Origin of the sequence: Paenibacillus sp. ov031, from assembly GCF_900143165.1 — a bacterium.
Classification (GTDB): domain Bacteria; phylum Bacillota; class Bacilli; order Paenibacillales; family Paenibacillaceae; genus Paenibacillus; species Paenibacillus marchantiae.
The window spans coordinates 106,231-128,111 of record NZ_FRDO01000011.1; the positions used below are offsets into that span (position 1 = coordinate 106,231).

General features: G+C 49.5%; 19 protein-coding genes. 14 read left to right on the plus strand and 5 right to left on the minus strand.

Annotation, left to right across the window (positions count from 1 at the left end; translation table 11 throughout):
- Positions 1-119 precede the first annotated feature (119 nt).
- The 4 genes from BUA17_RS29075 to BUA17_RS29090 all read left to right on the plus strand — a co-directional run bounded on the left by BUA17_RS29075 (position 120) and on the right by BUA17_RS29090 (position 2,548).
- Positions 120-911, plus strand: coding sequence for a carbohydrate-binding protein (locus tag BUA17_RS29075; protein WP_072735796.1), 792 nt, complete (start codon positions 120-122; stop codon positions 909-911).
- 118 nt (positions 912-1,029) lie between these two features.
- On the plus strand, positions 1,030-1,257 hold the full coding sequence (locus BUA17_RS29080) for a hypothetical protein (protein ID WP_053782996.1): 228 nt from the start codon (positions 1,030-1,032) through the stop codon (positions 1,255-1,257).
- 79 nt (positions 1,258-1,336) lie between these two features.
- Complete coding sequence (locus BUA17_RS29085) at positions 1,337-1,897, plus strand: hypothetical protein (protein WP_072735797.1); 561 nt, start codon at positions 1,337-1,339, stop codon at positions 1,895-1,897.
- Positions 1,898-2,116: 219 nt separating this feature from the next.
- Positions 2,117-2,548: a VOC family protein gene (locus BUA17_RS29090; RefSeq protein ID WP_064641272.1), complete on the plus strand. Its 432-nt coding sequence runs from the start codon at positions 2,117-2,119 to the stop codon at positions 2,546-2,548.
- Between the two features lie 121 nt (positions 2,549-2,669).
- On the opposite strand, the gene BUA17_RS29095 is transcribed toward BUA17_RS29090, so the two are convergent.
- On the minus strand, positions 2,670-3,548 hold the full coding sequence (locus tag BUA17_RS29095) for a hypothetical protein (protein ID WP_063566451.1): 879 nt from the start codon (positions 3,546-3,548) through the stop codon (positions 2,670-2,672).
- 370 nt (positions 3,549-3,918) lie between these two features.
- Between BUA17_RS29095 and ytxJ the strand changes: the two genes are divergently transcribed.
- The 8 genes from ytxJ (at position 3,919) to BUA17_RS29135 (ending at position 14,320) form a co-directional block, all read left to right on the plus strand.
- Positions 3,919-4,458, plus strand: coding sequence for a bacillithiol system redox-active protein YtxJ (ytxJ, locus tag BUA17_RS29100; RefSeq protein ID WP_170867966.1), 540 nt, complete (start codon positions 3,919-3,921; stop codon positions 4,456-4,458).
- A 308-nt stretch (positions 4,459-4,766) separates the two neighbouring features.
- Positions 4,767-4,829 carry a potassium-transporting ATPase subunit F gene (locus BUA17_RS29105; RefSeq protein ID WP_231952816.1) on the plus strand — a complete coding sequence of 21 codons (63 nt, stop codon included), beginning with the start codon at positions 4,767-4,769 and terminating at the stop codon, positions 4,827-4,829.
- Between the two features lie 63 nt (positions 4,830-4,892).
- Positions 4,893-6,572 carry a potassium-transporting ATPase subunit KdpA gene (gene kdpA, locus BUA17_RS29110; RefSeq protein ID WP_072735798.1) on the plus strand — a complete coding sequence of 560 codons (1,680 nt, stop codon included), beginning with the start codon at positions 4,893-4,895 and terminating at the stop codon, positions 6,570-6,572.
- A 67-nt stretch (positions 6,573-6,639) separates the two neighbouring features.
- On the plus strand, positions 6,640-8,778 hold the full coding sequence (gene kdpB, locus BUA17_RS29115; RefSeq protein ID WP_240321502.1) for a potassium-transporting ATPase subunit KdpB: 2,139 nt from the start codon (positions 6,640-6,642) through the stop codon (positions 8,776-8,778).
- A gap of 224 nt (positions 8,779-9,002) precedes the next feature.
- Complete coding sequence (gene kdpC, locus BUA17_RS29120) at positions 9,003-9,563, plus strand: potassium-transporting ATPase subunit KdpC (protein ID WP_063566449.1); 561 nt, start codon at positions 9,003-9,005, stop codon at positions 9,561-9,563.
- A 128-nt stretch (positions 9,564-9,691) separates the two neighbouring features.
- Positions 9,692-12,031, plus strand: a complete 2,340-nt coding sequence (locus BUA17_RS29125; protein WP_072735799.1) for a histidine kinase — start codon at positions 9,692-9,694, stop codon at positions 12,029-12,031.
- Between the two features lie 8 nt (positions 12,032-12,039).
- Positions 12,040-13,620, plus strand: coding sequence for an ATP-binding protein (locus tag BUA17_RS29130; RefSeq protein WP_244552247.1), 1,581 nt, complete (start codon positions 12,040-12,042; stop codon positions 13,618-13,620).
- A 1-nt stretch (position 13,621) separates the two neighbouring features.
- Positions 13,622-14,320 (plus strand): response regulator, encoded by a 699-nt coding sequence (locus BUA17_RS29135; RefSeq protein WP_063566447.1) that lies wholly within the window; start codon positions 13,622-13,624, stop codon positions 14,318-14,320.
- A gap of 89 nt (positions 14,321-14,409) precedes the next feature.
- Here BUA17_RS29135 and BUA17_RS29140 read toward each other — a convergent pair whose 3' ends face one another.
- A complete protein-coding gene (locus BUA17_RS29140; RefSeq protein WP_063566446.1) occupies positions 14,410-15,711 on the minus strand; it encodes an alpha-glucosidase/alpha-galactosidase in 1,302 nt (433 codons plus the stop codon).
- Between the two features lie 194 nt (positions 15,712-15,905).
- Here BUA17_RS29140 and BUA17_RS29145 point away from each other — a divergent pair, with 194 nt between their 5' ends.
- Positions 15,906-16,745 (plus strand): AraC family transcriptional regulator, encoded by an 840-nt coding sequence (locus BUA17_RS29145; protein ID WP_063566445.1) that lies wholly within the window; start codon positions 15,906-15,908, stop codon positions 16,743-16,745.
- A gap of 110 nt (positions 16,746-16,855) precedes the next feature.
- Here BUA17_RS29145 and csaA read toward each other — a convergent pair whose 3' ends face one another.
- Together csaA and udk are read right to left on the minus strand one after the other, a co-directional pair.
- Positions 16,856-17,185, minus strand: coding sequence for a chaperone CsaA (gene csaA, locus BUA17_RS29150; protein ID WP_063566444.1), 330 nt, complete (start codon positions 17,183-17,185; stop codon positions 16,856-16,858).
- A gap of 176 nt (positions 17,186-17,361) precedes the next feature.
- Positions 17,362-17,994: a uridine kinase gene (udk, locus tag BUA17_RS29155; protein WP_063566443.1), complete on the minus strand. Its 633-nt coding sequence runs from the start codon at positions 17,992-17,994 to the stop codon at positions 17,362-17,364.
- 305 nt (positions 17,995-18,299) lie between these two features.
- Here udk and BUA17_RS29160 point away from each other — a divergent pair, with 305 nt between their 5' ends.
- Positions 18,300-18,758: a hypothetical protein gene (locus BUA17_RS29160; RefSeq protein ID WP_072735800.1), complete on the plus strand. Its 459-nt coding sequence runs from the start codon at positions 18,300-18,302 to the stop codon at positions 18,756-18,758.
- A 103-nt stretch (positions 18,759-18,861) separates the two neighbouring features.
- On the opposite strand, the gene BUA17_RS29165 is transcribed toward BUA17_RS29160, so the two are convergent.
- On the minus strand, positions 18,862-21,876 hold the full coding sequence (locus BUA17_RS29165) for a DEAD/DEAH box helicase (RefSeq protein WP_072735817.1): 3,015 nt from the start codon (positions 21,874-21,876) through the stop codon (positions 18,862-18,864).
- Between the last annotated feature and the right edge of the window lie 5 nt (positions 21,877-21,881).

A 21,881-nucleotide genomic window follows, 5' to 3' on the forward strand; every position in this document is an offset into this window, starting at 1 on the left:
AAGTCATTATTCAGGGATGCCCAGTCCCGTGATTATGATAAAGTATAATAAAGCGAAGCGCTTTCATATTTTCTAATCAAGATAATTATAAATAATATTAATAGAAATGGAGAATGTAGATGACGAACTTATCGCTCGAAATTCAAAATGCGGACGGTGTGGTGCTCGAAACGCGGACGGACAGTGAACAAGTAAATCTTGTGTACAGACTGGCTTATGGATCAGGGGACAGTATCGTTCTAAGAAGCTCTGATGTAAACGTATATCTGATCATCCAGCTGGAGGATTCCATGAACCCGGCTTTCGTTTATTTTACAGGTGAGGAGTATCGTTATGCCATTCCTTTTGACGAGAAACGAGTGTCCTATTCACCAAAGTCATTTACGGGTGACAAGCATGTTCTACATGCTCGGTTGGCTACACGTGAAGAGATTGAGGCATATAAAAATGTAGCGCTGAATCCTTATGATCAGCATGGAAACGAAAGCTGTTTTCCCCATGCCTCCGCCAACGTGGAAACCCGTGGAGAGTCCGTATTTGCAGCACGTAACGCCATTAATGGCAACAGCGCCAATGATTCACATGGCGAGTGGCCTTACGAATCTTGGGGGATCAACCAGCGGGATGATGCTGCCATTACAGTCAACTTTGGACGTACGGTGTCTATCGACAAAGTAGTCCTGACCTTGCGTGCAGATTTTCCCCACGATAACTTCTGGGAGCGGGTTACTCTTACCTTTTCCGATGGCAGCTCCGAGCAGGCCAGTTTGATCCAAACTCATAAACCACAAACGATCGAAATTCAGTCGAAGGACGTGGAATGGGTAACGTTAAGCGAACTGATTAAGTCGTCAGATCCCTCTCCATTCCCGGCATTAAGTCAGTTCGAGGTGTTTGGTCGCGAAGCCTAAATTCATTAACATTAATTGGTTCTCGATAAGGATTAAGTTACGATCATCACAAGTATGGTATAATAGATCTATTCAGCCTGGAAAATGACTGGCTATGGATAGGGGAGATCACTGATCTATGCAGGTATTCGAGGACTGGAACCAGAAAGTGAAAAAAACGTTTAATGCTACGAATCCCGAGGTTGTATTGACGGTATCTGAAGCAGGGAGTTTGCTCGGTCTGACCAAAGATCAGATGAAACTTTATGTAGACAAGAATAAACTAACTAAGGTCCCGATCATGAGAAGTGTTCACCGATACCTCTTGTTGAAAAGTGAAATAGATAGCATCGTAAAAACGCGCTAACCTCATAGGATCGACCGCAGCCATTTTACCGACAGGATTCGGGAGAGTGGTTTTTTTTTGGAGATAGGAGGAACAGACCATGCTGAGCAAACTCTCGAGAGGGCTATACCATTGGGTGAATTGGAAATGGGTGGTGGCTTCAGTTGTTATTTTTGCATGCTTTATTGCATTCATTCTTCCCTGGCAGGCGGCGAAGTCGGAAGAAGTAACAGGAAGTGGAGAATCACCGGATACATCCTTCCTGTATTCGGCAAATGATCTCTACCAGATGGCTGAACAATATGGCGAAGAAGGGCGTAGCGCTTATATCCAGGCACGTTTTACATTTGATCTCGTCTGGCCGATCGTTTATCTGTTCCTGTTGTTGGTTTTGTTGTCTATTCTGTATCGAGTGATTCCGCCAGAGAATCGCTGGCGAAGGCTTAATTTGCTTCCAGTTGGAGGATGGGCCTTAGATATGCTTGAAAATGCAGGTGCCTCCTTGACGATGTATCGTTATCCTGTACATACTCCCGTGGTAGCAGAATTGACTCCGATTTTTACTCTGCTGAAATGGTGTCTCATCTCTGCCAGTTTTGCTGCGCTGGTACCGGGTATTATCCTAACAATCTTTCATTTCGCTCGCACAAACCGGGGATAAAATAAGGAATACAGGACAATCCTACCACTGGATGATTTTTGTGCCCCAGTACTGCTGGAAGTGGAATGATAGTGGTCAGAGCTCCTTTGGAGAGGGGAATTTGTTCTTAGAGGAGCCTGTGGAAATACCTTCTTGTCAATGGACAACCTATTCGTATATACTCTTGTCGCAAGTGGCAGGAATGGTTCAATTACATGATATCAAGGAGATGAAGCACGAATGGCGATTAGCTTGAATGTGTATCTTGTAACGGATGGTAACGGACGTGAAGCAGTAGAATTTTACAAAAAGGCATTTGGAGCGGAAGTGCTGGCTCTCCAGACATTTGGCGATGGTCCTTCCAACCCAGACCACCCCGTACCTCCCGAAGCGAAAGACCGCATCATGCATGCTTCTTTGCAGATTGGCAGTTCTGTACTGATGTTATCCGATACATTCCCTGGCATGCCTTATATTGTGGGTAATCATGTGAATGTTACGGTGAACACGGATACTGCGGATGAAGCCAAAGCAATTTTCAACCAGTTGCAAGACGGTGGTGAAGTGAAAATGCCGATCCAGGAAACATTTTGGAGTCCAGCCTACGGCATGGTTATCGATAAATTTGGCGTTCAGTTCCAGATCAGCTGTACAGCAGCCAACCATCAGTAAAATGTAAGTTAGTGTCTCTGACATAAAAGATAAAACTACAAAACCTCCAGGACATGAGTAACGTGTCTGGAGGTTTTTTTGTGACTCCTGCAAGGAGTGTGTATACTTGCTAATCTAAAAATTAGACTTCTTTCTGAATCTTGGAAGGATTATTGATTTTGTAGGGAACAGGGTTCTTGGTCAGCTTTTTCTTGATAATCTTTGCTTCAAAAGTAAGCACATCGCCAACCTCAAGCTCCTGCTTCTTGATCGTGGCACTGTGGCTGGACCAGGCTTCGCCAACGTCAATAACTTCGGGCTCGGTGATCGTAAGAGCTTCATAGATAATGACTTCATCATCATTGTCGGAGAAATGGTTAGGCACGGTCGTAAATTCCTTCACAACAGCGGACATTTTCACTTTACCCTCCGGCAATTCAATCTTAAGCGATTTAGCTTTACCTGCGGTTTTTGCCTTTGGTTTAGCAGCACTGCTTGTTGCGTTAGCGGGTCCAACATACTCTTCCACCAGACCATCAGGGTCGCCTTTTAGCTCGGAGGAGGTATCATCGTTATCCGTGTCCACATCCAGTTCGGAATCAAAGTCACTCATACCGGATGGAATCTTATCCGAATAGGAAGCAGTAACAGGATCTTGTGCAGCATCAGAGCTAGGGAGCTCTTCTAAGTTGGTTGTAGCGACTGGTTCATTAGATTTGTCCTTTGCCGTACCCGCTCCAACCGGACTTTTTACATTATAGCTGGACGCCTGCATTTCTTTCAGATAAGACGGATGAATGCAGTGTTTCTGGTTATTGTCCAATTGAATGACTGCTGCCATATGATCGACAAAGCCAATGATGGTGCAAGGCATATTCAGCCCATTCCCTTTATAATAGAACGTTTTGACCTTCGTTGCTTTTTCCGAAAGCAAGCCCCATTCCTGGCACTTCTCAATCAACTCGTCCTCGTTCTCCAAAGCGGTATAATACTGCGGTTCGATCATAAAAGCATATGCCATAACGAATTTCCGCCTTTCCAATCATATCTTCATGTTCATCGTTGCCAAATTACACTCAGTGTATCACAAAAGTGGACTCTTCGATGAGGAATATAAAAGCGCCTGCGTAGGCGCCTATGGTATAATTTTGGTAGACAACGGGTGGGCATTACCGTAATGAAGTCATAAACAAAAACCCACCGTTAAACAGGTTGAACTCCTGCGGTGGGATTTGCTCTGCATCTGAACAGACGTGCGCCGTAAGAGGATTTCACCTCTACATGTTGTCTATTCTTATGTTATCATAGCCATTTTATACAGGCAAATGAGTGACTGTTCCTACATTAAAATTAATATTTTTTTATGAATATCTTCAAGGAGGATGATCTCCATGGACAAAAAAGTGAATCCTCAAACTCTTTGGCTTGGGGTGGGTATTGCCATTGGAACGAGTATTGGCGTGGCAACAAACCAGATCGCTCTGGGGGTTGCCTTTGGTGTGGCAATGGGCGTCGTGGTTGGATCTGCCGTTAGCAAACGTGCAGGCTCGGGGCTGGATGATATGCTGAGTGAACATGTCAAGGAATTGTATAAGCAGGAGGAATGGGAAGAGGTACTTGAGCGGTCGCAGGATCATCCGGTCCTGCTTCTGAAACACAGTACGACTTGTCCAGTCAGTGCGAGGGCATACAGGGAGTTTATGGCCTTTGTGGGCTCGAATGCATCAGATCCCGGCCAGAAGATGGAGTACCGGATCGTCAAAGTCATCGAAAGCCGCTCGCTTTCCCGCCGCATTGCGGAAGATACCGAGGTTCACCATGAATCGCCGCAAGTCCTGCTGCTGGACGGCGGCCAAGTTATTCAACATACGTCACACGGGAAAATTACCCGGAAGAGACTGCTGCAATGGGCCCAGAATCCGTTTGGATAAAGGGCACCCAACATACATAGACCCGCTTCCTTCAGCTAATCGCTGAGTGGAACGGGTCTTTTTTACGCTTTTTTTACACCCTGGAGGGTATTTCTTTACCCCCTTTTTACAGCGTTTCGTATTACGATTTCATATGTAGAAGGTTGCAAGAACGGTAGAGAGAGGGAGGGGAGCACATGGTGAATGATGCCACGATAATTGGGCTGGTCGTGCTGTTGTTTGTGGTGTTCTGGGGCTTTGTAAAATTTTGTGAGAAGGCATGAATGCATAGGGCATGAAAGGGGAGAAGCCGTATGATCGTCATCGGCATGATTGTGCTCGCACTGGTAGTCTATCTTGGTTACGTGCTAGTGAGGCCGGAGAAGTTCTGATGGTCGCTTGGGGCACGAAACCAGAAGCACTCGGATCGTCGATTTTAGGGAGGAAATGCGGATATGAGTAGCGGTTTATTACAAGTGGCGGTGACGCTGCTGATCATCATACTATTGGTGAAGCCAGTAGGGAGTTATCTGGTGAAGGTGTTTGACGGCAAACGAACAGGACTGGATCGGATATTTGGCGGGCCTGAGCGATTGCTGTATCGATTGATGGGGGTGAAGGAGAACGAGTCGATGGGTTGGAAAAAGTACCTGTCAGCCGTGCTCATCTCAAACTTCGTCATGCTGTTATTAATGTTTCTGGTGCTGCGGCTGCAAAAGTATTTGCCACTCAACCCGGATGGCATCGGTAATATGCCTGCGGCACAGGCCTTTAATACAGCTGCATCGTTCATGACCAACACGAACTGGCAGTCTTACACGGGTGAGAATGCCCTGTCGTATCTGTCGCAGATGCTGGCCGTGACGTTTCCAATGTTCACCTCAGCCGCGACCGGCTTCGCGGTCGCTATTGCCTTCATTCGCGGCCTGGTGGGCCGACGGGATGAACTGGGGAACTTCTACGTCGACGTGGTACGGTCGATTACGAGAATCTTTTTGCCGCTGAGCTTCATTGTGGCGTTGTTCCTCGTATTCCAGGGTGTGCCGCAGACACTGGCGGGAGCGGTGAACGCAACCACACTGGACGGGGCACAGCAGACGATTAGCCGCGGGCTGGTCGCTTCGCTGGAGTCGATCAAACACTTGGGTACCAATGGTGGAGGCTGGTTCGGAACCAATGCAGCGCATCCATTTGAGAACCCCACAGCGTTGTCGAACCTGGTGCATATCGTCTGCATGATGCTGCTTCCTACTGCGCTGGTTTATGCCTTCGGCATCATGGTGAACAACCGGAAGCAGGGCTGGACGCTGTTTGCGGCTATGAGTTTACTTTTCCTCGTGATGCTGACCACGGTATTTGTTTCGGAATATCGCGGTGTGCCAGCGCTGGATGCGGTGGGAATCCAAGGTAATATGGAAGGCAAGGAAGTCAGGTTTGGGGTATCCGAATCGGCGCTTTTCACAGCGGTGACTACAGCAGCTACAACCGGGTCGGTGAACAATATGCATGAGTCGCTTACCCCGCTTGGTGGCATGGTTGCACTGGCCGAGATGATGCTCAACAACGTATTCGGCGGTAAAGGGGTAGGTTTGCTCAACGGATTGCTCTATGTGATTCTGGCCGTGTTTATCTGTGGGTTGATGGTTGGGCGGACCCCTGAATTTCTTGGCAAAAAAATTGAGGGTAAGGAAGTGAAGCTCGCGTCTATCGCGCTGCTTGTTCATCCTTTGATTATTCTGGCTCCGACCGCGCTGGCGCTTATGCGTCCTGAGTCTGTCGCTTCAATTTCGAATTCAGGCATGCATGGTCTGACCGAAGTGTTATATGCCTTTGCATCCGGAGCCGCCAATAATGGATCGGCGTTTGCCGGGCTGAATGCTAACACGGACTTTTACAACATCGCCATTGGTGTGGTGATGCTGCTCGGAAGATACATTTCCATGATCGCGATGCTCGCCATTGCCGGATCACTGGCCACCAAACGAATGGTTCCCGTAACAACGGGTACACTGCGTACGCATACGCCTCTTTTTGCAGGTATTCTGGTGATGATGATTGTGGTAGTAGGGGCGTTGACGTTCTTCCCATCACTGGCGCTTGGACCAATCGCAGAACATCTGGCGATGATCCGATGATGAACGGCACGGTGATCGGATATGGGAATAGGAGCAAGGACGTAAAGTGCGGAGGTGGATTATCACAATGAATGTAGTAGAACGAAAGAAGGAGCAGACGGTGGAAGGATTAGACAGAGGCACGATCAGAACCCAGGGTAAAGGAACGAGAGGTACGGGTACGGATCCCGGTACGCCCAAAAGAAGCAAAACATTAAGTCGGGATATTCTGCTCCAGGCATCTCTGGATGCCTTCAAGAAACTGAACCCGGTCGTCATGATCAAAAATCCGGTGATGTTTATCGTCGAAGTCGGCACACTCATCACATTGCTGTTATGTATCAATCCGGATCTATTTGTTGCATCCGAGGCAGGGCGAGGGTACAACATCGCGGTGTTTCTCATCCTGTTGTTCACGTTGCTGTTTGCCAACTTTGCTGAAGCACTGGCAGAGGGACGGGGTAAAGCTCAGGCAGATACGCTGCGCAAGACGAAATCGGACACGACTGCAAAGCTAGTACAGAAAGACGGGACCATTAAGCAAGTGTCTTCGACCCAGTTGAAAAAAGGAGATATCGTCCGTGTAGAAGCAGGCGAACTGATTCCCACGGACGGTGAGATTATTGAAGGGCTGGCCTCTATCGACGAGTCCGCTATTACCGGGGAATCGGCTCCCGTAATCAAGGAGGCGGGCGGTGACTTTTCCTCCGTTACCGGAGGCACGCGGGTTACTTCTGACTATATTGTGATGCGTGTGCAGACCGATCCGGGGGAGTCGTTCCTCGACCGAATGATCTCACTCGTTGAAGGTGCACAGCGCCAGAAAACGCCGAATGAAATTGCGCTGACAACACTGCTCGCCGTGTTGACGCTGATATTTCTGATTGTCATCATGACCATGGTGCCAATGGCGAATTATTTGGGCATCCGGCTTGATCTGGCTACCCTTATCGCGTTGCTTGTCTGTCTGATTCCGACGACGATCGGCGGGTTGTTATCCGCGATTGGTATTGCCGGGATGGACCGTGTCACGCAGTTCAACGTACTCGCCATGTCGGGTAAAGCGGTGGAAGCGGCAGGGGATATTGATACGCTGATTCTGGACAAAACCGGAACAATTACGTACGGCAACCGCATGGCCTCGGAGTTTATTCCCGTTCAGGGCGTATCTGCACAAGAGATGACCCGGGCTGCGCTGCAAGCTTCCGTAGTGGATGAGACACCAGAGGGACGCTCGGTCGTCGAATTGGCTGGTAAGCAGGGGGAGAACTGGGCGGAGACAGAATATGCAGATGCAGAACATGTGAACTTCACCGCAGAGACCCGCATGTCGGGTCTGAATCTAAGCGGTGGGAAGCAGATTCGCAAAGGTGCGGTGGATGCAATCAAACGCCATATTTCCTCCCGTGGAGGACGGATACCCGGCGATTTGGACGATATAGCTAACCGAATTGCAAAGGCTGGGGGTACACCGCTTGCTGTTGCGATTGATGACCAGATTTATGGTGTGATCTATTTGAAAGATACGGTGAAGCCGGGGCTGAAAGAGAAGTTTGCGGAGATGCGAGCCATGGGTATCAAGACGATCATGTGTACAGGGGATAACCCCCTGACGGCGGCGACCATTGCGCTGGAAGCGGGCGTGGATGATTTTATTGCCGAGGCCAAGCCGGAAGACAAGATTAACGCGATCAAAAAAGAGCAGCAGGAGGGTAAGCTCGTCGCCATGACCGGCGACGGCACCAACGATGCTCCTGCTCTAGCGCAGGCCGATGTCGGCCTCGCGATGAATTCGGGCACCATGGCGGCCAAGGAAGCGGCCAACATGATCGATCTGGATTCCGACCCGACCAAGCTGTTGTCGGTGGTCTCCATTGGCAAGCAGCTGCTCATTACCCGCGGCGCACTGACGACCTTTTCGATATCCAATGATATTGCCAAGTATTTCGCCATCATTCCGGCCATGTTTATTCTAGCCATGCCGCAGCTTCAGGCACTCAATATTATGAATCTCGCTTCACCGCAGTCCGCAATTTTGTCAGCGCTGATCTTCAACGCCATCATTATCCCACTGCTAATCCCAATCGCCATGCGGGGTGTGAAATATCGGGCTATGTCCGCGGAGCGGCTGCTTGGACGAAATGTGTTCATCTATGGTGTGGGCGGTGTAATTGTTCCGTTTATCGGTATTAAGCTGATTGATCTGGTCCTGTCGGGGCTTATTTAACTAAGTATTTAAAAAGAAGCCTTGATTTACACGACAACGAAGAGTGCAGAACCAATCTGAAGAAACGAAGTGTTCGCCTTTATCCCCGGATTTTATCCCTTGGAAAAGGGAATCAAAAAAAATCTGGGGATAACAGCGATCGTAGGATGGTGCTGCAATCGGAGTGAACCAGTGTAACACGTATAGGTTGAGTTTTTACAATAACAAATCAGGATGTGATTCATATGAAACAGGTACTGCCCGCCATTCGGTTGTCTGTCGTACTTATGCTAATTTGCGGTATTATCTACCCGCTTGTTACAACCGGAGTGGCGCAGCTGCTCTTCTCAAATCAGGCGAACGGCAGTCTGATCACACAAGGCGGGAAAACCATCGGTTCGTCTCTGCTGGCGCAGGAAGTAAAATCGCCGGGGCTGTTCCAGCCCCGGGCATCGAACGCTAATTATGATGGAACTGCTTCGGCAGGTTCCAATCGCGCCGTGGCCTCGGAGGCGTATATTGTTGAAATGAAGGAAAAGGTAGCTCAGCTCAAGCAAGAGAATCCGGGCTTGCAGCAAATTCCTGCAGATCTCGTGACAGGTTCCGGTTCCGGTCTTGATCCGGATCTGTCACCGGAAGCAGCAAAAGCACAGATTCCCCGGATTAGCCAGGCAACGGGCCTTGGTGAGCAAGAGCTTGCCAAGATCGTCGAGGAACATACACAAGGGCGACAGCTAGGCATTTTCGGTGAGCCTCGTGTGAATGTGACCGCTCTGAATCAAGCGTTGACGGCTGAGCTAAAATAACAGGCATCGTGTTGGGTAGATCCACGGGGAATACAACTTCCCTCGGTTGTTCGTATCAGGCCTTCTTCCGAGCTTCGGAAGGGGCTTTCTCCATTTTAAGTAAAGGGTATGTGGGGGGAGTGAACAGGATGGAAGACAGCTTCAAGCGGAAGTCCCCGGAAGACATCTTGAAGATGATCACGAAGCTGCAGCAGGGCACCTTGAAGATATATATCGGTCCGGTCAGCGGTTCGGGCAAAACGTATCATATGCTTAGGGAAGGAAACACATTACGCCATCAGGGGATCGATGTGGTTATCTGCGCTGTGTCTACCATGCAAAGACCGGAGACCGTGGAGCAGCTCGGCGAGTTGGAGCGGATTCCAAGCATTCACTGGTCTCGCTGGAAGGATGGCATGGAGATGAAGGACCTGAATCTGGATGCTCTGCTGGCACGTAATCCGGAGGTTGTGCTCGTTGATGGGCTTGCTCATAGAAACCGAAAAGGGGCGCGTCATGCAACCCGACTGGAAGACATTCGGTATTTGCTGCGACACAACATCAGTGTCATTACAACGGTGAATGTATATGAACTGGAGGGATATACGGAGCTTGCACGCCAGCTAACGGGAATTGCAGCAGAGCATACTGTACCTGCCGATACCCTTGAACTGGCCGATGAAGTGAAATTGATCGATGTAACCCCGGAAACCGTATTAAGCCGTCTTGCGGAGGGACACCTTCGGGGACATGAAGGTGAAGCGGTGTTTCGGCATGGCAATTTGGGCATTTTGCGTGAACTGGCTCTTCGACTTGTTGCGGAAGGGGTCAACGAATCACTGCGTGAGCACCGGGAAGAGATGGGAATTACGGTTACGACAGGCATCATGGAACGCATTTTGGTATCCACCCAATATCACTGGAACGGGTCCATCTATATTCGGCGCGGACAGCAGATTGCGAAGAGATTAAACGGGGATCTGCATGCCGTGACCTTTCGCAATATGAAGCAGCCGCTAACCAAGGAAGCTACTGTTTTTCGTCGCAACATGATCAAACTGGTGGAGAAGTTTGGAGGGCAGTTTGAGGAATTGCCTGTATTACACCGCCGTAACATTCCATCTACACTTGCACGCTACGCAGTCCAGCATCAGATTACCCGTATTGTTATGGGACACTCACGGCACAGTCGCTGGCAGGAGCTGTGGCGGGGATCATTTGTTAATTCCTTGCTGCGCAGAGTGCGGGGTGTCGATCTGTTTCTACTCGCCGATCGGGCACAGCATGAGGGCGAGCGGGTACTTCCGACCCGATTGCCGGATACAGAGACTCCAACATATCGCAGGTTAAGTGAGCAGGAGATGAAGGCACAGATTGGTCAGATTCGGCGTGGTAAGTTCAAGGTATACATCGGTGCTGCGCCAGGTGTGGGAAAAACCTATATGATGCTCCGGGAAGGCAATGATCTGCTCCGCAAAGGCATCGATGTACAGATTGGTCTGCTGGAGACACATAATCGGGCGGAGACGTTGGAACAGATCGGCCAGTTATCCATCATTCCACGAGAGCAGCGGGTGTACCAAGGGGTGCAGCTCGAGGAAATGGACACTGATGCCATTCTTCGTCTATGTCCTGAAGTGGTATTGGTGGATGAGCTCGCGCATACGAATGTCCCGGGAAGCTTGCGGCAAAAGCGTTACGAAGATGTGCAGATCCTGTTGGATGCAGGCATCTCTGTCATCACTACCGTGAATGTGCAGCATCTGGAAAGTCTGAACGATGCGGTGGAACATATTACGGGAATTCGAGTCCGAGAGACCGTGCCGGATCAGATTTTGCAAATGGCAGATGAGGTCCAACTTATCGATGTTGCCCCCCAAGCCTTGCGGCAACGCATGCGGGAGGGTAAAATCTATGCAGCAGCCAAGGTGGAACAAGCGCTTGGTCATTTTTTTCGCATTGGTAATCTGATTGCCTTACGGGAACTTGCCCTGCGGGAATTGGCCGATGATGTGGATGAACGCCTTGAATCACAGGAGCGCAAAAGTGCACTTCGCGGTCCCTGGCGCAGACAGGAGGCGGTCTTTGTCTGCGTAAGCAGTGATGAGCATGCGGAGCGGCTGATTCGCCGCGGATTTCGTACAGCCTACCGGTTAAAGGCGGTCTGGCATGTGCACCATGTTCATGTAGGTGAAGTCATGAGTGATGAAGTGAAATGCCAGTTGGAGGAGCTGGAACAGCTGACCGTTCGACTGGGCGGCAAATTTCATATTCATCATAGCCAGAGGCTGAGAGATGTGCCTGGTATTTTGGCGGGTAAAGCTTCTGAAGAAAAAGCAACGCAGTTGGTGGTTGGTCAAGCGAGACGAGTCTGGTGGCTGAACGGCTATCGTGGAAAGGGAACGGTGGTCAGCAGGCTGGTGCGGTTATCCAGACATATGGACGTATTGATCGTTGCGGACTACGATTATGATCTGAGCGGGATGTGAGATGTGCTGTGTCTGAACGAAATAAAGGGGAAGACTTCTGGCTGAAGCTGAACCGTGTTCCCAAATATATATGGGTAACCCTTGGAATCACATTGCTAACCATTCTGCTTCATGCGATAGGGATTAGTGATGACCTGGTTAACGTGGGGCTAATTTATCTTTTTCCGGTATTGGTCAGTGCTGTGTACTGGGGAATGGGTCCGGCCATATATGCAGCAAGTCTTAGCGTTGTTGCCTTTGACTTCTTTTTTGTTCCCCCGTTTCTCAGTTTTACGGTTGAAGATTTGCGATATATGTTTTCTTTTATAGTGTATTTGGCAGTGGCGGTATTAACGGCGAGTCTGGCGGGGCGCCTGCGGCAGCAGCTGGAGGTGGTAAAACAACGCGAGATTACGACGAATTCGCTATATGCTTTAAGCCGTCAGATGACGGCTGTTACAGATTTGCATACTCTACTCGGCAACATTGTGAGACAAGTGTCACTGACACTTGGGGCTCCGGCGGCAATATATCTCCCGAATGCTCAAGGCGAACTTCAGGTTACCTCCTCTTCGGAGGATTCGGATTCAATAGCCTGGGGTGAAGGGGAAGCTGAAGTCGCTATTGCCAAATGGGTGTATAAACATGGCGAAATTGCCGGACGCGGCTCCTCCAGCCTGCGGGAATCGTCTGGTCTGTATGTGCCGCTGCGTACAGAAGACCAGACACATGGGGTGCTTGCTGTGAATCTGGAATCCAGCGATCTTCAGGAGCAGCGGGAAGAGCTGCGTTTGCTGGAAGCGTGTGGCGGGCTGGCAGCAAGTGCCATTGCCCGTGTCAAGCTGGCTGAGGAAGCGAGACTCGCGCAAGTGACGGCTGAATCGGAACGAATTCGCACCGCTTTGCTGGACTCGGTGTCCCATGAGCTACGGACACCCCTTACGGCCATCATTGGTTCAGCGACAGGTTTGCTGGAGAATGATTCTCTTTTTACCCCGGAGGATCGAAAAGAACTGACAGGCAATATTCGGGATGGAGCGCTTCGCATGAACAGGCTGGTAACCAATTTGCTGGGCATGGTGAAGCTGGAGAGTGGCATGTTGCAGCTGCGCAGAAAATGGTGCGACGTGGGCGACATGATCGGCATTGTGCTAACCCAGGTTCAACAATTCATCCAGCACCGTCGCATTCGGGTTGAATTGCCCGATCAGCCGCCGTTTGTATCCGGGGATGAGGTTTTGCTGGAGCAGGTTCTGGTCAACGTCATCAGCAATGCCATCAAATATTCACCAGAGGACAGTGAAATCGTCATTACGGTGAAGGTGGATGAGCGGCATGGACGAATGACTATTGTGGTGGCTGATTCGGGTGTTGGGATTCCGGAAGCAGAGCGCGAGCGGGTGTTTGAGAAGTTTTATCGATCCGAATCGTCACGGCATGTGACAGGTACGGGACTCGGGCTTGCCATCTGTAGAGGAATCGTCGAAGTTCACGGAGGTACGATTACCGCAGAACCGAATCCGGGAGGCGGGACGCGGGTATGCATCTGTTTGCCCACAGAGGAACCCGAAGCATCATTCCCGTATATGGGACAAGGAGAGGAAGAATGACATGACGGCACCGCAAGGCGCGCGTATATTAATTGTGGATGATGAACCACAAATCCGTAAACTGCTGAAGGTTACGCTTCAGGCGCATCAATTTGAGATTCACGAATGCGCCAACGGCGAAGAAGCGGTCCTTCAGGCGAGCATTGTACATCCTGATCTGATCGTGCTTGATCTGGGCTTGCCTGGTATGTCCGGAATGGATGTACTTCAGCGGATTCGGGAATGGTCGCAGGTACCAGTCATTGTACTGACTGCAAAGGATCGCGAAGAGGATAAAATTGCTGCACTTGATGGCGGGGCGGATGATTATGTCACCAAACCGTTTGGCATGGGGGAGCTCGTTGCCCGTATTCGGGTTGCCCTTCGCCATGTGGCTAAAACTACGGATGAGCCGGTATTGCGTTTTGGTCCGCTCACCATTGATTTGGCCCAGAGACAGGTCGATTTGGACGGGTCACCCGTAAAATTAACACCAACTGAGTATGAAATGCTGAAAGTGCTCGCAACCCATGCAGGCAAAATTATTACCCAACGCCAGCTGCTGCAACAGGTGTGGGGAGGGCATCATCATGAGTCGGACAGCCATTACTTGCGGGTATATGTCGGACATCTGCGCAAAAAATTGCAGGAAGATCCCACGCGTCCACGTTTTATTCAGACCGAGCCGGGAATCGGCTATCGTTTTCTGCTTCAGGATTAGGCTAGGAAACAAGATGAAAGCTCAAAAAAGCACCAGCCCCTCCCTGCTGAGAGGAGACTAGTGCTTCTGAATTGCAAACAATGAACTTCTTATGACGTGTACTTCGGCAACCAGTCGCCATGAGCTTCGATCAGTTCATCACACATGGAGACGATATCATCGATGGACAGCTCGGCAGCTGTATGCGGGTCAAGCATTGCGGCATGATAGATGTGCTCTCTTTTGCCCGTAATCGCCGCTTCAATGGTCAACAGCTGGGTGTTAATATTCGTACGGTTCAATGCCGCAAGCTGCGGAGGCAGGTCCCCGATATACGTCGGGCTGATACCTGATCCATCAACAAGACAAGGCACCTCAACACAGGCTTCACGAGGCAGGTTGGTGATCAGTCCGTTATTCATGACATTACCGCCGATTTTGTAAGGGCGATCCGTCTCCATAGCTTCCATAATATGCGAAGCGTATTCGCGGCTGCGCGTATGTTCAATATTTTCGCTGGATAACAGCTTCTCACGCATTTCTTTCCAGCCTTCAATCTGGTTCACGCAGCGGCGCGGATACTCATCCAGCGGAATGTTGAAGCGTTCGATCAGCTCCGGGTAGTTTCGTTTGATAAAATAAGGATGGTACTCGGCATTATGCTCGGAGGACTCGGTTACATAGTATCCAAAACGCTGCATCAGCTCATAACGCACCATGTCATCATGCTGCTCTTTCTGCTTTTCCTTCGCCAGACGTTTAATCTCTGGATACAAATCTTCACCATCCCGTGTCACTTCCAGCAGCCAGGCCATATGGTTGATACCCGCAACTTTCGCGACCACACCCGTCTGATCAATCCCCAGTGCATCAAACAGATGCGGTACACACACCTGTACACTGTGACACAGACCTACGGTTTTGATTCCGCCATGCACGTTCATGACATTCGTTAGTACCGCCATCGGGTTGGTGTAGTTCAGGAACCACGCATCAGGACACACTTCCTGCATATCCCGTGCAAAATCGAGCATCACCGGAATCGTCCGCAAATTACGGAAAATCCCGCCAATCCCGAGCGTATCGGCAATCGTCTGACGCAATCCATATTTCTTCGGAATCTCAAAATCCGTAATGGTACACGGATCATAACCGCCCACCTGAATGGCGTTAATCACATATTTGGCTCCGCGCAGTGCTTCCTTGCGGTCGGTATAAGCTTTGATGGCACATTGGCTTCCGAGCGAACGGGCCATACTGGTAAGCAAACGCTCTGAGTCGCTTAGGCGTTCAGCATCAATATCGAACAACGCCAGCTCAAAATCCTGAAGTGCTTCGGTCATCATAACGTCACCCAATACATTTTTGACAAAAACGGTGCTTCCCGCACCGAGGAACGTAATTTTGTTCATCTCAAGTTCAGCCTCCCTGAATAAATGGTGTACCTCCAATATAGGCGGATCGGGCTTATATAACTATGGCTCAACCTCTCTGAAACATGGCATAATCCCATTTTTGGATTCGCTTACAGCTAATAATTCATCTATTTACCTGTTATAATTTTAGTGAAGAGATTGCCTGTTGTGGTGAACGGAGGGAGTGTGGAATGTTGAAATTAATCGAAACGAACGTGGTTCCTATGGATTTGACGCAGATGGAATTGGTACTGTTATTTTTCGGTTGGCAGGCATGTGATCCGTCGCATTATTGGGGGCCGGGTGTTCGGGATGCCTACATTGTTCATTACATTCATGAAGGACAGGGCACTGTGTTTATGGCGGATCAACAATACGAGCTTACACAGGGTCAAGGCTTTGTCATTCTTCCGGATACACTTATTCATTATGAAGCAGATGCGAAGCAGCCATGGACTTATTCATGGTTCGGGTTCAAAGGTGTTCATGCCAAGGCATTCATGCAGCGGGCGCACATCAGTCCGGAACATCCTGTATTTGAGGCTAGAGATCGAGACACATTTGCTCGTCTTTATACGGAGATGGTTCAAGCATCAACACGTACCGGGGGAGATGTGTTCAACCAGAGCCTGCTGTACCGGCTGATCGCCGAATTGATTGCATCTTCTCCTGCAGAAGAGCAGCTGCAACGGCCACTGTCCACTAAAGAGGAATACATCAGGCAGGCCGTTCAATTTATGGAGAACAGGTATAGTCAGAGAACTTCAATTCTAGATATTGCCCGAGCCGTAGGTTTGGATCGCACATATCTGTCAGGGCTTTTTAAGGAGAGGTACGGCAAGTCATTACAGGCTTTCTTTCTCGAATACCGGATGAATCGTGCAGCTGAACTGCTGCAGCATTCAGCCCTGTCGGTTAGTGAAGTGGCCCACTCTGTGGGGTATACAGATCCATTACTATTTTCCAAGATGTTTAAGCGAGTGACGGGTGTGTCTCCAAAAGGGTCGAGAAGCATGGAACAGGGAGATTAGTCTTCATTATGTTGTGAACCTCAAAAAATGCAAAAAAAAGGCCGCGAATCCGAAGATTCATAGCCTTATACTTTAAGGTGAAAAGACAGGAATAGCGATATGATAAAAAATCAGGCAATCGGTGTTCCGTTCGGTAATGTCTGGTCGGGGGTTAACAATACAACATCACCTTCATCAGGCACGCCGCCAAGCACCAGTACTTCGGATACAAAACCTGCAATTCGGCGCGGTGGGAAATTGACTACAGCAATAACCTGCTTACCTACCATCATGTCAGGGGTATAACGTTTCGTAATTTGGGCGCTCGAACGTTTAAGGCCAAGTGGGCCGAAATCGATGGTCATTTTAATGGCAGGCATGCGAGCCTTTGGAAAAGGTTCGGCTTCTACCACTGTACCAACGCGGATATCATGCTGTATAAACTCTTCAAAAGTAGCCATGTTGTGATGTCTCCTTTCAGCTATGGAGTCCATTATAAAATAGAAATACCACTAAAATCCAGATTGCGCTAATCGCAACCTGGATTTTAGTGGTGATATTGTATGAGCGATGCCCGTTTTTGTCTCACTCAGACGTGAGCAGGACATAACGCCTAATGCAGCAAAATCATGTTAAATTATGCGCCATTCCACTTTTCACCGGTCAGATATTTCTCAGTCAGGATGGATAACATCTGAATGCCGACTTCATTATGTCCACCTTCGGGAATGATGATGTCTGCATACTTTTTGGAAGGCTCGATAAAAGCATCATGCATCGGTTTGACGGTTTCGAGATATTGTTTGTACACGGATTGAATCGTACGGCCGCGTTCTTCCATATCCCGCAGTACTCTGCGCAGAATACGTACGTCGGAATCCGTATCAACAAATACCTTGATATCCAGAAGGGCACGCAGATGTTCATCGATCAGGACATGCAGTCCTTCCACAATAACGATATGGTTCGGTGCCAGTTCAACCGTTTCATCAGCGGCACGGTTATCTATGGTGAAGTCATATACGGGAGCATATGCCGTTTGTCCTTGTTTTAACAGGGTAAGATGCTCAATTAACAGATCATTATCGAATGCAAACGGATGATCGTAATTGGTGAGTCGACGTTGCTCAGGGGTGAGCTGCGACTGGTCTTTGTAATAGTTGTCTTGGGATATGAAAGTCACTTTTCCTGATCCAAGACGGTCTATGACGGAGCGAGCTACCGTCGTTTTACCGGAGCCGGTTCCTCCGGCGATACCAATAATGAGCATGATTGTTCCATAAACCTCCCTAGAATGGCAGCATGGTCATGGATAAATATGAATGAATCGGGATAGATTCAAGTCCTTACCCACATGTCTGTCTGTGAATGCACAATTCCTCTATTGTAGCACAGCAACTCACTTTTTTCATCTTAGGGAATTACCACATTTTTCTGTAGAACTACCCATCAATCTGTATCAATTTAGTCTCAACTTCGCAATTATAGGTTGTAGGATCTAGGACCTTCGATATATGATGTCGAAAGATGCCAGTTAATGGGGGGTATCTACAAATATAAAAGGAGGTGTACGTTATGAAAAAATCAAGCAAAGTCATTTCTTCCACAGTTATTGCTGCCATCGCAGCTGTATCCGTTGTAACTTCTGCTTCTGCTGCAAGTGTATCTACGGTACCTTCTGTCTCAAGCATTAATTTGAGTAGCATGGATATCGAAACAGCTTTGATGATGGTTCAGCAAGAACGCACGAAATTGCTGGATATCCAATTACAGGCACAAATTCAAGAAGTTCAAAATCGAAATCAAGCGATTGCAGAGCTGAACGTACAATTGCAGGCAGCTATTCAGAACGGGGATACTGCCCAAGTTCAAAAGCTGAAAAACCAAATTGATGCGATGGGCAATTCACTACAGATGGATATGCTGCGTTTGCAGTCTTTATCTAACAAACGTAATGAAACCTTTGATGTGATGACTAACTTCATCAAGAAAATGCAGGATTCAAGATCGTCTATCATCGGAAACATGCGCTAGGAATGTAAAAAAAGAGCGAAGACGGAATGCATTTCCGACACTTCGCTCTTTTTGTATTCTACTATTTACAAGGTTGCGTATGTCGCATCAACTTAGTATGGAGTTAACCCGACCAGTCGCGGCGCCGGGTGAACAGATCCTTCAGCTCATCCGTCGACAGCTCGGTAATCCAGTTTTCAGAGCTGGTGATAATATTGTCGCTGAGCTGCTGTTTACTCTCCAGCATCTCGTCAATGCGTTCTTCAAGTGTGCCCAGCGAGATGAACTTGTGTACCTGAACATCCTTCGTCTGTCCCATCCGATAGGCGCGGTCTGTAGCCTGATTTTCTACGGCAGGGTTCCACCAGCGGTCAAAGTGGAATACATGATTCGCTGCGGTCAGGTTCAAGCCCACGCCGCCTGCTTTGATGGATAGAATAAAGACCGACGGCTGCTCTGCCGCAGGCAACGTCCGGGACTGGAACTCATCAATCATGCGATCCCTTCCTGTCTTGGACGTACCCCCATGCAGATATAGCACAGGTTCCTGCAACTCCTGTCTCAATACTTGTTGCAGCATCTGTCCCATGCCGATGTATTGTGTGAAAATCAGGCACCGTTCGCCCTCATCCCGTAGTTCGCGGACCAGTTCCATCAGTCGTTCCAGCTTCGCGGAGCGACTGATCAGCATGGCCATATCCTGCGGACTGTACAGGTCATACTCTGTTACAGAGCCTTCCGAGGAGATCGTTTCCGGCAAGGCTTCTTTGGTCAGCAGCAGGGGATGATCACACAACTGCTTGAGCTGGGTTAAGGCAGACAGAATCGCACCTTTGCGCTTGATGCCTTCCAGCTCTTTCATTTTGTCCATCAGTTCCTGAACGGACTGGTCATACAGTGCACTTTGCTCACCCGTAAGGTGAATGTAGGTTTTCATCTCATTTTTGTCCGGCAGATCGAGTTGAATATTCGGATCTTTCTTCTTGCGGCGCAGCATGAATGGCTTCACGAGCTGCTGCAAATCTTGCATGCGTTGCTCGTCCTTATCCTTCTCGATCGCACTGATAAAGCGAGTCTGAAATGCCCGCGCGCTGCCCAAATAGCCTGGATTAATAAAATCATAGATGGACCACAGCTCGGACAGCCGATTTTCAATCGGCGTACCAGTCAGTGCAATACGGTGTTTTGCCGGGAAGCTGCGTACTGCCATGGACTGCTTCGTTTGGGCATTTTTAATATTTTGCGCCTCATCCAGACAGATGGATGCCCACGTATATGACTGCAACATCTCTTGATCCAGAGTAGCTGTTGCATAGGAGGTAATGATGATATCTACCTGTTCAGTCTGTTCCCGGAACTCTTCTCCGCTCAGTCTTCGTGCCCCGTAATGCAAACTGACGTTAATTGAAGGCGCGAAGCGGCTGATTTCTTTTTGCCAGTTTCCCAATACGGAAGTGGGGCAGACGAGAAGGGCCGGGGCCTGCCCAGGCAAGCGCTGCTCATGCTCTTTGAGATGAAGTAAATACGTAATGAACTGTATCGTTTTTCCCAGTCCCATGTCATCCGCAAGACAAGCCCCGAGACCGAATCTACGCAGGAATCCAAGCCATGCGAAACCTTCTTTTTGATAAGAACGCAGCTCAGCATGCAATCCTTCCGGAATAGGCAGGGAAGGAGCGCCGCCTTGCCCGCCGCCAAGCTGTGCAATTACCCGGTTCAGGTGTTCGTTCAGTTCCACCTCAAGTCGAATGTTCTCGTTGGATTGTGGCTGTTCTTCTTCCTCATCCTGTCCTTCTTTGCGTTTCTGGTTACGATATTCGCGTTGCTCATTATGCAGCAGATGCAGGTGCAAAATATCCTGAAACGATAGCCCCTGTTCCTGATCCACACCACCCATGGCCCTACGAATCTGCTCAAGCAAGGCTGGATCGAGGGGAACCCATTCTCCACGGAAGCGGACCAGCCGCTCATTACGGGCCACGAGATCAGCGAATTCTTCCTCGCTGAGATCCGTATCCCCAATCGCAATACGCCAGTCAAAATGAATGATCGAGTCCAGTCCAAAGAACGACTGTCCCCGTTCACTGCCTTCCTCCGGTTTCACCTTGGCACGCAGCTTGGGTTTCTTCTTGCGTGCAGCTTCCCACCAACCCGGAAGCAGCACTTGCCAGCCAGCTTCGAGTAGTCGTCCGCTGTCTTGCGTCAGGAACAGCCAAGCATCCTGATCTTCCAATGGATCACTGAGCACATCCCGACTGCCACTGATAGCGCGGCGAATTCGGGGCAGATGTGCACGCAGCTGCTCCAGCCATCCTCCCGAACGATCAAGGATGAACGGCGTCCACACGTCAGGCCATTCACCTTCCAACCGGCCACGTGAATCTAGCCTCACGGGAACGAGTACGGCTGCATCCAGTTTGTTCTGCAATACCAGCCGTAGCCGCCAAGCCGGTTCATCATCTTCCGGCTCCAGCAATTGCAGGAGTGGACGGAATGGGGCTGCGTCTGCTTTCCAGCCGATGGACACCAGCCAGGATTGGGCATCCATGCCGGCTGTTTGCGGAGCTGTTCCGCTTTGTGGAAACAACTGCGGGAATTCTCGCCGCAGATCGGTGGCCGCTTCCTCCGTACTGTACCATCGCTGGAACACGGAAGCGGAAAAGGCAGCACTCAGCCCTTCGGCGTAGCTCTCATCCGTTTGTTCCAGAGCTTTGCCAAGAGTGGTGCGATCCTGCTTTTTCAAGCTGTCCGGGTCCCAGGTCCATTGCAGTTGTCCGGTACGAAATGCGGTGAAGCTAGGGATGTATTTACGATTCTCAATCGATGCTGCGAGTACCGGGGCCAGCCGGATCAAATGCTCTGCCTGCTCGTCCCATTTCCATTCTATGTGTAGAAGGGTGTTCATTTCGCTGAAGAAAGGAATCACTTCTTCCGCAGGCAGTACGACCAGTTCAATTTCTTCGATCTGTCTTGTTTCAAGTTCTGTACCGTAGAAAGAAGGGGCATGCCAAGCAAATAATCGCTGCTTGAGCGATTGTCCCGATACAAAGTGATGGGTGTTCAGCGCTCCATAGAACAAGGCGTCCCCGTATCCTGTCAATGCAACATGGACCTCAATTGTTTCGGTGTAAGGGTGCATTAGGC